The sequence below is a fragment of the Pseudomonas baetica genome, assembly GCF_002813455.1.
Classification (GTDB): Bacteria; Pseudomonadota; Gammaproteobacteria; order Pseudomonadales; family Pseudomonadaceae; genus Aquipseudomonas; species Aquipseudomonas baetica.
Genome location: NZ_PHHE01000001.1, coordinates 764,162 through 775,479 on the forward strand (window position 1 = coordinate 764,162; position 11,318 = coordinate 775,479).

9 protein-coding genes are annotated in these 11,318 nt (G+C 58.1%); 3 read left to right on the plus strand and 6 right to left on the minus strand.

All coding sequences use genetic code 11. The features are described 5' to 3' along the window. Positions 1 to 1,116: 1,116 nt before the first annotated feature. Positions 1,117 to 1,803, minus strand: coding sequence for an isonitrile hydratase (gene inhA / locus ATI02_RS03530; protein WP_100845435.1), 687 nt, complete (start codon positions 1,801 to 1,803; stop codon positions 1,117 to 1,119). A gap of 90 nt (positions 1,804 to 1,893) precedes the next feature. Between inhA and ATI02_RS03535 the strand changes: the two genes are divergently transcribed. Further along, positions 1,894 to 2,868, plus strand: coding sequence for a GlxA family transcriptional regulator (locus ATI02_RS03535; protein WP_100845436.1), 975 nt, complete (start codon positions 1,894 to 1,896; stop codon positions 2,866 to 2,868). A 47-nt stretch (positions 2,869 to 2,915) separates the two neighbouring features. Here ATI02_RS03535 and ATI02_RS03540 read toward each other — a convergent pair whose 3' ends face one another. The 5 genes from ATI02_RS03540 to idi form a co-directional block, all read right to left on the minus strand. After that, a complete protein-coding gene (locus ATI02_RS03540; protein WP_146166115.1) occupies positions 2,916 to 3,971 on the minus strand; it encodes a hypothetical protein in 1,056 nt (351 codons plus the stop codon). An 82-nt stretch (positions 3,972 to 4,053) separates the two neighbouring features. Then, positions 4,054 to 4,446, minus strand: coding sequence for a hypothetical protein (locus ATI02_RS03545; protein ID WP_100845438.1), 393 nt, complete (start codon positions 4,444 to 4,446; stop codon positions 4,054 to 4,056). 252 nt (positions 4,447 to 4,698) lie between these two features. After that, the gene (locus tag ATI02_RS03550; RefSeq protein ID WP_100845439.1) at positions 4,699 to 6,525 is read right to left on the minus strand and encodes a glycoside hydrolase family 15 protein; all 1,827 of its coding nucleotides are present in this window, start codon (positions 6,523 to 6,525) and stop codon (positions 4,699 to 4,701) included. After that, entirely contained in the window at positions 6,518 to 7,318 is an 801-nt protein-coding gene (locus tag ATI02_RS03555) for a glucose 1-dehydrogenase (protein WP_100845440.1), read from the minus strand. Before ATI02_RS03555 ends, ATI02_RS03550 begins: the two co-directional genes overlap by 8 nt. Positions 7,319 to 7,405: 87 nt before the next feature. Then, positions 7,406 to 9,007: an isopentenyl-diphosphate Delta-isomerase gene (gene idi, locus ATI02_RS03560; protein ID WP_157815125.1), complete on the minus strand. Its 1,602-nt coding sequence runs from the start codon at positions 9,005 to 9,007 to the stop codon at positions 7,406 to 7,408. A 162-nt stretch (positions 9,008 to 9,169) separates the two neighbouring features. On the opposite strand from idi, the gene ATI02_RS03565 reads away from it, so the two are divergent. Both ATI02_RS03565 and ATI02_RS03570 read left to right on the plus strand, forming a co-directional pair. Beyond that, positions 9,170 to 10,342: an MFS transporter gene (locus ATI02_RS03565; protein ID WP_100845442.1), complete on the plus strand. Its 1,173-nt coding sequence runs from the start codon at positions 9,170 to 9,172 to the stop codon at positions 10,340 to 10,342. 78 nt (positions 10,343 to 10,420) lie between these two features. Then, positions 10,421 to 11,155, plus strand: coding sequence for a thioesterase II family protein (locus tag ATI02_RS03570; RefSeq protein WP_081265155.1), 735 nt, complete (start codon positions 10,421 to 10,423; stop codon positions 11,153 to 11,155). Positions 11,156 to 11,318 lie beyond the last annotated feature (163 nt).

Sequence of the window (11,318 nt, forward strand, 5' to 3'; positions counted from 1 at the left end):
AATCCCGGACAACACTGAAACCTGTGACCCAACACAAACCCCAATGTGGGAGCGGGCTTGCTCGCGAAGTCGGTGGATCAGGCAATGAAAGTATCGACTGATACAACGTTTTCGCGAGCAAGCCCGCTCCCACAGTGGATTTGTCTTCCACCGGGGGGCAGAGGGTTCAGACAGGTGAAAGTGTGGCGAGAATCCGGGACAACACTGAAACCTGTGACCCAACACAAACCCCAATGTGGGAGCGGGCTTGCTCGCGAAGTCGGTGGATCAGGCAATGAATGTGTCGACTGATCCACCGCTTTCGCGAGCAAGCCCGCTCCCACAGGGGATTTGTCTTCCACCGGGGGGCAGAGGGTTCAGACAGGTGAAAGTGTGGCGAGAATCCGGGACAACACTGAAACCTGTGACCCAATACAAACCCCAATGTGGGAGCGGGCTTGCTCGCGAAGGCGGTGGGTCAGGCAATGAATGTGTCGACTGATACACCGCCTTCGCGAGCAAGCCCGCTCCCACAGCGGATTTGTCTTCCACCGGGGGGCAGAGGGTTCAGACAGGTGAAAGTGTGGCGAGAATCCCGGACAACACTGAAACCTGTGACCCAACACAAACCCCAATGTGGGAGCGGGCTTGCTCGCGAAGTCGGTGGGTCAGGCGATGAATGTGTCGACGGATACAGCGCCTTCGCGAGCAAGCCCGCTCCCACTGGGGATTTGTCTTCCACCGGGGGGTCGAGGGATCAGACAGGTGAAGGTGAGGTGAGAATCCGGGACAACACTGAAACCTGTGACCCAACACAAACCCCAATGTGGGAGCGGGCTTGCTCGCGAAGTCGGTGGATCAGGCAATGAATGTGTCGACTGATCCACCGCTTTCGCGAGCAAGCCCGCTCCCACAGGGGATTTGTCTTCCACCGGGGGGCAGAGGGTTCAGACAGGTGAAAGTGTGGCGAGAATCCGGGACAACACTGAAACCTGTGACCCAATACAAACCCCAATGTGGGAGCGGGCTTGCTCGCGAAGGCGGTGGGTCAGGCAATGAATGTGTCGACTGATACACCGCCTTCGCGAGCAAGCCCGCTCCCACAGGGGATTTGTATTCCACCGGGGGGTAGAGAAATCAGCGCAGGTTGAGCTTTGCGGCGGCGCGCTCAGTGATTTCCGTGCGCAGTTTTAACGACGGAGCGGCGCGCAACCGCGCCTTGTCGACGATTGAGCTAGGCGCTGTGTCCGGAGAACCGGAGTTGAACGGCGGTGCTGGCGCATACTCAAGTTGTAGTTGCACCAGTCGCGCCGTGTCGGCATCAACCAACTCAGCCGCCAGCACCAAGGCAAAATCGATCCCGGCGGTAATCCCGCCACCGGTAAACAGATTGCCGTCACGCACCACTCGATCCTTCACCGCAATCGCGCCCAGCGTCGGCAGCAGATCGTGATACGCCCAGTGCGTCGTTGCGCGTTTGCCTTGCAGCAGACCCGCCGCGCCAAGCACCAGCGAACCGGTACACACCGACGTCACGTAACGCGCCTGTGCCGCCTGGCGTTTGATGAAGTCCAGCGTCTGCTCGTCTTCCATCAACGGCCCGACACCGCCGCCACCCGGCACACAGATCACATCCAGATCGGGGCAGTCCTCGAACGTGGTGGTCGGTTTCAGCAGCAGGCCGGTGCTGGCGGTGACCGGCATCAGATCCTTCCAGATCAGATGCACTTTTACGTCCGGCAGCGAAGCGAGCACGTCGTAAGGGCCAGTCAGGTCGAGTTGCTGAACCTGCGGGAACAACAGAAAACCGATCTGCAGCGTCATGGTGTTTTTTCTCCGTTGAGGGGGTGGACGGCTTCACTGTAGGCGCGTAGGTTCTGGCGCATACGCCAATCACCCCACGAATTACGCCAAATGTCCAAAGCCATTCATGTACTCGCGTTTGCCAACATGCAGATCCTCGACGTCACAGGCCCGTTGCAGGTGTTTGCTTCGGCCAATGACCTCTGTCGTCAACGCGGTTTGCCGATGCCTTATGCGCCAAGTGTGATCGCCAGCGAGGGCGGGGCGGTGATGTCCTCGGCAGGCTTGGCGGTATTGGCTGAACCGCTACCGCTGGAGCCCAGTGACACGCTGATCATCGCCGGTGGCTGGGGCATTTATCCTGCCGCCGAAGATGTGCCATTGGTGGATTGGGTGCGCGAACACGCGGCGAAATGTCGGCGCGTAGCGTCAGTGTGCACCGGCGCTTTTTTACTCGCGGCCAGTGGCTGGCTCGACGGTCGTCGAGTGGTCACCCACTGGACCCGTTGTGAACAATTGGCGCAGCAGCACCCGAAACTGCAAGTCGAGGCCAATCCGATCTTCATCAACGACGGTCCGGTCTGGACCTCGGCAGGCGTTACCGCCGGCATCGATCTGGCACTGGCGATGGTTGAAGAAGACCTCGGTCGCGACATCGCGCTGGACGTCGCTCGGCATCTGGTGGTTTTTCTCAAGCGACCGGGCGGGCAGTCACAGTTCAGCGTGACCTTGGCGCTGCAAAATCAGGGCAATCGTTTTGACGACCTGCATGCGTGGATCGCCGAAAACCTGACCTGCGATCTCGGCGTGCCGACGTTGGCCGAACAAGCCGGCATGAGCGAACGCAGCTTTGTCCGTCATTACCGCGCCGACACCGGCCAGACCCCAGCGCGGGCGATTGAGTTGATTCGCGTTGAGACCGCCCGCCGGTTATTGAGCGACACCGGCCTGCCAGTCAAACGCATCGCGGCCAATTGCGGGTTTGGCAGTGAAGAGACATTGCGTCGTAGTTTTCTGCGGGCTATCGGTGTGACGCCGCAGGCGTATCGGGAGCGGTTTTCGGTCAGCGCTGCAACAGATCAGTAATGCCTTGAATAACTTTACCGAAAGAACAAACCGTTCTTCGTTTGAGATTACGGTTTCTTTTGTTCAGGTGTGGACGTGCCGTACACGTCATATGACATGATGTTTATGTATTTCTTCTCTATTTGATATTTTGTGTTTTTTATTCTTATCAATGTTGCATCCTCGCCTTTCCAGAGTATCCATGGGTTTATAAGTAAGCACGATTTCTTGTTTATACGCTTTATTTTTGATTGGTCGACCGATCGGAAGTAGTCGCATAGTTCATCGGTGAGAACTATTTCATTTGCTTGAAAGCTTCCCAGGCCAAGTGTGCGCATTATGCCCTTCGGAATGGCTGCTGTGCTTTGGGTTGCAATGAGTATGGCTGTTAATAGTGAAAAAGCGATTAGCAAGGTGTTGGTGGCATTTGCTCTTTTTAGTGAGGCAATGAATATGTTTGCGAAGAGCACGAATGTGAAACTTGCAAAAACAATAATTCGGGTGGTGGGTTCTTTGAAGCTTGAGTCGGGAATGTCTTCTACGCCATGTAATACAAGAGTCACTAGCGTATAAGTACATACGCTCATGATGAGCGCGTTGATTGCTAAGGCGGTTGCGTGTTTTTTCAGTTTCTCATTGTTTGCAAACATGGAAATCGGCCAAAGCAATAATATACATATGATGAATATTAGTGAGTATTCTCTGATGCTCTCAAATAAAAGCACGCACAGGAACAGGACGATAAGTAAAAGTAGAGCAATGCCTTGGCGGTGCAGAATATACTTGAAGCGCAGAGATTGGTCTTCGCCGAAATCTTCGACCAGATCTCTCCATATGAAAGATGGGAAGATGAAAAGACCAGCCATGGTCAGGGAAAAGATTATTCCAATAATAAGCGCTGAGAATATCAGCATTATCGAGTCTGTCAGTGATATTCGTGGAGTGTAGTTAATGTGCGAGAAATATAGAAAGAAGATGCCAAGGCCTGCGCTGATGCTTATGGCGTAATATGCTTTTCGCGTATTTTCCGAGAAGATGGAATGAGCAAAGCGGCGGGCTTGAAATTTAAATATTGCAAAAGGATCAGTGGTTGCGGTTTCTGATGTTGTGATGTCTGCTGTCATGTTTTTGCTTCGGCTTAGTATGCTGCGCGCAAAGTGCATTAGATTAAGGGCATGCAAGTGCATCGAGCGCAACAGCTTGGTGTTAATTGGTTTCGGCTTCCGCCACCTGATTGAAATACTTGCTGCGATCCGGAGTAAACGTCACCACCATCTTCGTCCGCGAACACGTCAACGAACGCTCCTCAGCCAAATCGATATCCAGGTCTTCCCCGCGCAACCCTTGCCACTGCGCAAGGTATTTCAGCGAGCCGTATTTTTCGTTCTTCTTCAGGCTGCGGCTCACACCACCTTTCCAGCCGAGCACCGGTAATTCGCCAGAGAGGCATTTCAGGGCGAGGTCGGGGAAGCGGACGGCGCGCTGGCGGCCGATTTCCCAGCATTTGATCAGGCCTTTGTCGGTGCCTTCCCAGAGTTGGGTGCGGGTCAGGCCGGTGCGCAGGGGAGAGTCGATGGTACGCTGGACGTGCTGGGACATTCTGGTTCCTTGAATTCGGGTTTTGTTGGACAGCTCCGCTGTGCCCGTTGCGGTGGATGGTAGGGGCGGATGTAAGCGCTGGCAACAAGGTATTTCGGGGTGTAAGCGCAAGTTGCGGGGAAAGGATGGATCAATCTTTGTTGGGGATTTGTAGTCCCTCGCCGGAGGGACTGGGTTTCCAGGCTTCAGGTCTAGGCTTGCGTCCTACATTCAGCATTTTGTGAGGGATATTTCCGACAGCCTCCGCTGACTTTACGGCTGCCACTCACTCTTTTCCCCACTCAATCGCCGATCGAGAAAACTCGCCGCACTGATCAACGCCAGATGCGTCAATGCCTGCGGCGTGTTGCCCAAATGCCGCCCGTGGCTGTCGAACTCCTCGGCGTACAGCCCCAGCGGGTTGGCGTAGCGCAGCAACTGTTCAAACTCCAGATGGGCCTTTTCCACTTGCCCGGCCCGGGCCAGACATTCGACGTACCAGAACGAGCACGCGGCAAACGCGCCTTCGGTGCCGGTCAAGCCGTCGATGTTGGCGTCATCGTTGCGATAGCGATAAACCATGCCGTCACGCACCAGCGTCTTTTCGATGGCCTCAAGTGTCGACAGCCAGCGTGGATCCTTGGCGCTGACGAAACGCACCAGCGGCATCAACAGCATCGAGCCATCGAGGGCTGTGCCGCCCTTGTACTGGACGAAATGTCCGCGCTCTTCATCCCAGAAGTTGTCCCAGATGTCGGCGTAGATCGCTTGACGGGTCTGGTCCCACTGGGCGAACGGTGCCGGTAACGAGCGTTTTGAGGCCAGACGGATTGCCCGGTCCAGCGCCACCCAGCACATCAGGCGCGAATGCAGAAAGTGATGTTGCTCACCACGCATTTCCCAAATGCCGACATCCGTGGTCTGCCAGGTCTCACACACCTGATCGACCACTTCGCGCACGTGTTTCCAACCTTCGTGGGAAATCGCGTCGCCGTACTTGTTGACCAGATACACCGCGTCCATCAGTTCGCCGAAGATATCCAGCTGAATCTGGTCATAGGCGCCATTGCCGATGCGCACCGGTTTTGCGCCGCCGTGGCCGGATAAGTTGGCAAGTTCGGTTTCCGGCAGTTCCTGACGCCCGTCGATGGCATACAGAATGTTCAGTTTCATCGGCTGGCCATGGCAGTCGCTGACCCGCCCGCGCAGCCAGCGCATGTAATCGTTGGCTTCGCTGACAAAACCCAGGCGCATGAACGCGTAGACCGTGAACGAGGCATCGCGGATCCAGGTGTAGCGATAATCCCAGTTACGCTCGCCGCCCGGTGTTTCCGGCAGGCCGAAGGTCGCAGCGGCGAGAATCGCGCCGTGTTTGCGTGAGGTCAGGAGTTTCAGTGCGAGCGCCGAGCGGTTGACCATTTCACGCCAGCGTCCGCGGTAGATCGACTGACCGATCCAGTCGCGCCAGAATTTCAGCGTGCGCTCCATGCAGAACGCGCCGGCGCCTTCGGCAAAACGCGGATCGTCGGTGGCACCGAGCATGAAAGCGGCCGTCTGATCCTGCTTCAGCGTGAAGTGAGCGACGGCGGCTTGGGCGTCAATCTGCATCGATTGGTCTGAGGCCAGACGCAACGTCGGTTGCCCGGAGGCACTGAACACCACGTCCTTCTGATCGTTCTGCGCTTGAGTGTCGGCGCGGGCATAGTCGTGGCGCACGGCGCAGCGCATGTGAAAGGTCGCCTCGCCGCTGACCACCCGTACCCGGCGCATCAGCAAAGGCAGATCATCTTCGCTGTCGCCCACCGGCAGCATGTCGGTGATTTCCACTACGGCGTATTCACTGAGCCAGCGGGTTTGCAGGACGTTGGTGTCGGGCAGGTAAATCTGCTCGCGGCGGGCATCGGGCAAGTCCGGCGCCAGTTGGAAAATCCCGGCGTCGGGCGAGTCCAGCAGCGAACAGAATATCGACGGGCTGTCGAACTCCGGCCAGCAGAAAAAATCCACGCTGCCCTTGTCGTTGACCAGTGCCGCACTGCGCATGTCGCCGATGATGCCGTGGGCGTCGATCGGGCTTTGTCGTTCTGGATGTTGCTCAGCCATTGCCGCGAAACTCCGGATAGAGGCTCATGCCGCCGTCGATGAACAGGGTGGTGCCGACGATGTAATCGGCGGCGTCGGAGGCGAGGAAGACCACCGCGTTGGCGATGTCTTCAACATCGCCGATACGCCCGTAGGGGATCAGGTCGAGGAGTTTTTCGCCGGCCGCGCCTTCGGTGGCGTCTTTATTGATCGCGGTACGAATCGCCCCCGGCGCGATGCCATTGATGCGAATACGCTGATGGCTGACTTCCTGCGCCAGGGTCTGCATCAATTGATCGACGCCACCCTTGGACGCCGCGTAATTGACGTGCCCGGCCCACGGAATGCGTTGGTGCACAGAACTCATGTGAATGATCTTGCCGGCGGCGCGGGACACGCCTTCGCGAACGCCCTGGCGATTGAAAATCCTTAAAGCGGCGCGAGCGCAGAGGAACTGGCCGGTGAGGTTGACGCCGATCACCGCGTTCCAGTCGTCCAGCGTCATGTCCACTGCAGCGCAGTCTTTTTGCAGACCGGAATTGGCCACCAGAATGTCCAGCGAACCGAAGGCCTCGAGGGTCTCGGTGAACAGCCGTTCGACCTGGTCTTCTTTCGACACATCGGCACCGATGGCCAAGGCCTGGCCGCCGTCGGCGATGATCTGCCGGGCGAGTGCTTCGGCCGGTTCCGCCTGGCGGTTGTAGTTGATCACCACGGCGGCACCGGCAGCGGCCAGGGCTTTGGCGGCGGCGTGGCCGATGCCGGAGCTGGCGCCGGTGATGAGTGCAACTTGTCGGGCGAGGGAGATCTGCATACGAATCGCGTTTACGGGTCGAGGGCCTACATAGCTGACTGACGGCCGGCGGCGAGAGTTCATCTGCAATCGTGAAAAACCACCAGCTCAGAGCTTGTAACGCGCGCTGGTGCGGTGCCATTCCAGGTTACCGGCCAGCCAACTCTTGAGTCCGGTCAGGTAGCGCTGGAGCAGTGGCGAGGCCTGCGGCAATACGGCTTGTTCTGCCGCCTCATACAAGCCCATGACTTTGTTGTGAATGGCTGCGCTCTGCGCCATCGCTTGCTCGATCGAACATTGTTGCTCGCGCATCAACAGCAGCGGCAGATTGTAATTACCGACATTCGTCTGGTTTTCTTTTGCGGCAGAATACAAGTCGTTGGCAAGGATCGTGGCACTGGCGGCCAATGCGGTGACCTGTCGCACAGCGGGTGCGCTGTAGACGTTTTCTGTTAAATCATAACCACCAATCACATCAATCAACGACAGGCATGGCAGGAAGCTGTTGACCTGACGCTGACTGAGATACTCCCACAGTGGCGGGATAAGGTTTGCCATTCGCCAACCCGCTTCACCGGCCATACTGATGAACATGGCGCAAATTTCATGGCGTACGCGGGCGGTTTGTGCTGGGGTCGACAACGCTTCGACACGCTTCATATAGTCCTGAAGGGCGACCAGTACCGGATCGCGGTTGAACGCTTCATTGAGGGCGGGACGAAACGAGGGAGCGAGATGGAACGGCTCCAGTGCGCCGAGCGCCCTGGCCAGTCTTTGCCCGACCAGTCGCGGTTCGGAGCCGGTTTTTTCATCGTCACAGTAGTAGTCGTCCACACTGAACAAGGCGCCCATGCATTGGGCCTGCAGCAACAAGCGATCGGGATCATCGGTATCGGTATGACAGAGCATGGCGAAACGTCCGAACCCCGCAGCGCGGAGTTTGTCCCGTTGCCCGGGGAAAATGCCGGTCTGTATGACCCAAGACATGAATCGATCCTCGACCGCTTCGGCCAGCGCATCATCGATGCGAAAGGGCGCCGGACAGTGCAGGGCAGGCACCGTCCAGGCAGACATCCCGGCAACGGATGTCACCCGCGATGCCGAGGATGAGCGACGCGAAGCCCGAGCCGCTTCAAACCATTGCTGCACGCCAGCGATACCGAACTGCTCGAACACCCGACGAAACCAGACCGTGAATTGTTCCGGTGACTGCTCGAGCTGCGTGACAACGTCTGCAAGCGATAACCACTGCCAGTTTTGTGCCTCCTCGGGATTGGCTCGCGGTGCTGTCTCACTGATGCCGGCAAACACATGGTCGAATTCATGTTCGATCAACTGGTTGGACACCTGTTCGTGATAGAGCATCGAAGTGACTTTAGCGATTTTGCAGGTCAGCCCCATTTCTTCCCGCAAGCGGCGTTTGGCAGCGGCACGGGTCCGTTCTCCTGCGCAGGGGTGGCCGCAACAGGTATTGGTCCATAAACCGCCGGAGTGATATTTGTCCGGCGCCCGTTGTTGCAGCAGCAAGCGGCCATGGTGGTCAAAGATGAAGATCGAAATGGCACGATGACGAAGCCCCTGTTGATGCACCAGCATCTTCGCAGCAACGCCGGTTTTACGGTCTTTGGGTGAAACCAGAATCAGAGAATCTTCCATGGCGAGGCTCCTTGTGCCTTCGCTTCCGGACGAAACAACTGACCAGACTGACAAGTGAAATTCAGGCTTACGGTGAGTGGTACAGAGAAGTTAGTTCAAGCGATTGGGAACGGCAAATAGCCGAATTCGCCTCTTTAACATTCCACCAACAATTGCTTGCTTCCCCGGTCATCGACCTTTATGGCAACTTGGCCGCCCCTGATGAGGCTGTGACCGATGGCAAACCCCTACCGCGAGTTGTTCAACGCCCCCGGCGCCCGGAATTTTGTGCTGGCGGGAATGATCGCGCGCATGCCGATTTCCATGACCGGGATTGGCGTGATCACCATGCTTTCGCAGCTGTACGGCGGGTACGCGTTGGCCGGTGCGGTGGCGGCTACGTTTGCCTTGGCCACGGCGTTTTGCGCACCGCAGGTGTCGCGCCTGGTTGACCGTTTCGGCCAGGGTAAAGTGCTGCCTGTTTCGGCGTTGCTCGGTGGCGGGGCGTTGCTGATGTTGCTGCTGTGCACGCGGTTGCAGGCGCCGACCTGGACGCTGTTTATCTTCGCCGCGCTGGCCGGTTGCATGCCGAGCATGTCGGCGATGGTGCGCGCGCGCTGGACCGAAATCTATCGTGGCCAGCCGCAATTGCAGACGGCGTATGCGCTGGAATCGGTGCTTGATGAAGTGTGTTTCATCGTTGGCCCGCCGTTGTCGGTCGGCCTCTGCGTGGCGGTGTTTCCCGAGGCTGGACCGTTGGCGGCACTGTTGGCACTGGCGATCGGCGTCACCGCTTTTGTCGCCCAGCGCAGCACCGAGCCGCCGGTGCATCCGCATGGCTCGCAGCATCAGGTTTCGATCATCCGTTCAACCGACATCCAGTTGTTGTTGGTATTGATGATTGCCATGGGCGTAATCGTTGGCGTAGTCGATGTGGTCAGCGTCGCGTTCGCCCAGCAACAGGGGCAACCGGCGGCTGCCAGTATTGTCTTGTCGGTGTATGCCATCGGGTCGTGTCTGGCCGGCCTGGCGTTTGGCGCGCTGCGCTCGAAACTGCCGCTGCCACAACTGTTTTTGTATGGCGGGGTGGCGACGGCGGTGACGACGTTGCCGCTGTTGCTCGCCAGCAATATTGTCGGTCTGGCGCTGGCGGTGTTCATTGCCGGGCTGTTCTTTGCCCCCACGCTGATCGTCGCGATGGCTCTGGTCGAGCGCATCGTGCCGCCGGCCAAACTCACCGAAGGCCTGACCTGGCTGGTGACCGGCCTGAGCATTGGCGTTGCGATCGGCGCTGCCGGCTCCGGAGCGCTGGTGGATGCGTTCGGCGCACGCAGCGGCTTCTGGCTGGCGATTGCGGCGGGGGCGGTGGTGCTTGGCGCGGCCGTGCAGAGTTACCGCCATCTGAAATGACTGGATAGACGCGCGCGGGTTAATTTCTGCAGGATCGCCTTCGTTCTTTTATACAGACAACTTTTTGAGGTAAGCCGGGTGACTCAGCTGACATTGCTGTGCCTTCCTTATTCGGGCGCCAGTGCCATGGTCTACAGCCGCTGGCGGCGCAAATTGCCGCAGTGGCTGACGTTGCAACCGGTAGAACTGCCGGGGCGCGGCGCACGATTTGGCGAAGCGCTGCAAACCGATATGCGGGCGCTGGCCCGTCAGTTGGCCAGCGAACTGCAAACGACCCTGCGCGCGCCTTATGCCATTTTTGGCCATAGCCTCGGCGCGCTGCTGGCCTGCGAGCTGGCCCATGCCTTGCGTGCCTTGGGGTTGCCGGAGCCGGTTGCGCTGTTCGCCTCCGGCACGGCGGCGCCGACGCTGCGCAGTGAATATGACCGCGGCTTCGCTGAACCCAAGAGCGATGCTGAACTGATCGAGCAGTTGCGCACCTTGAATGGCACCAGCGAAGAAATTCTGGCCAATGCCGAATTGATGAGCCTCACCTTGCCGGTGCTGCGTGCCGACTTCCTGCTGTGCGGGCGTTTTCAGCCGATCCAGCGACCATTGCTCAAATGCCCGGTGCATGTGCTCGGCGGTACCACCGACCGGGCGACCACCGAGCAATTGATCGGCTGGAGCAAGGAGACCCTCGGCAGTTTCTCCGTGGACATGCTCGCCGGCGGTCATTTCTTTATTCATGAACACGAAGCCAAAGTGCTGAAAGTCATCAAGGATCAGCTCGACGTTCATCACCGCCGGCACTCAATGCCCGCTACTGCCTGAACATCAGCACATTTCATGGGGGAGCCAGCTCGCTCCCACAGGGTTTCCTGTCCGTCTGAAAATCCCCGCCTGCCTCACTCCTGATACTTCTTCTCATTCGCTAATTTTTCCGGTGTGCATTCGTTTTATAGGGACGACGTGCCTTTGTGCTTCCTGCCTACTG

Bases quoted from the DNA above. Each gene is read 5' to 3' on its own strand.
- ATI02_RS03535 (WP_100845436.1), top strand. From the start codon at position 1,894: ATGTCCAAAGCCATTCATGTACTCGCGTTTGCCAACATGCAGATCCTC.
- ATI02_RS03540 (WP_146166115.1), bottom strand. From the start codon at position 3,971: ATGACAGCAGACATCACAACATCAGAAACCGCAACCACTGATCCTTTT.
- inhA (WP_100845435.1), bottom strand. From the start codon at position 1,803: ATGACGCTGCAGATCGGTTTTCTGTTGTTCCCGCAGGTTCAGCAACTC.
- ATI02_RS03565 (WP_100845442.1), top strand. From the start codon at position 9,170: ATGGCAAACCCCTACCGCGAGTTGTTCAACGCCCCCGGCGCCCGGAAT.
- ATI02_RS03550 (WP_100845439.1), bottom strand. From the start codon at position 6,525: ATGGCTGAGCAACATCCAGAACGACAAAGCCCGATCGACGCCCACGGC.
- ATI02_RS03545 (WP_100845438.1), bottom strand. From the start codon at position 4,446: ATGTCCCAGCACGTCCAGCGTACCATCGACTCTCCCCTGCGCACCGGC.
- ATI02_RS03555 (WP_100845440.1), bottom strand. From the start codon at position 7,318: ATGCAGATCTCCCTCGCCCGACAAGTTGCACTCATCACCGGCGCCAGC.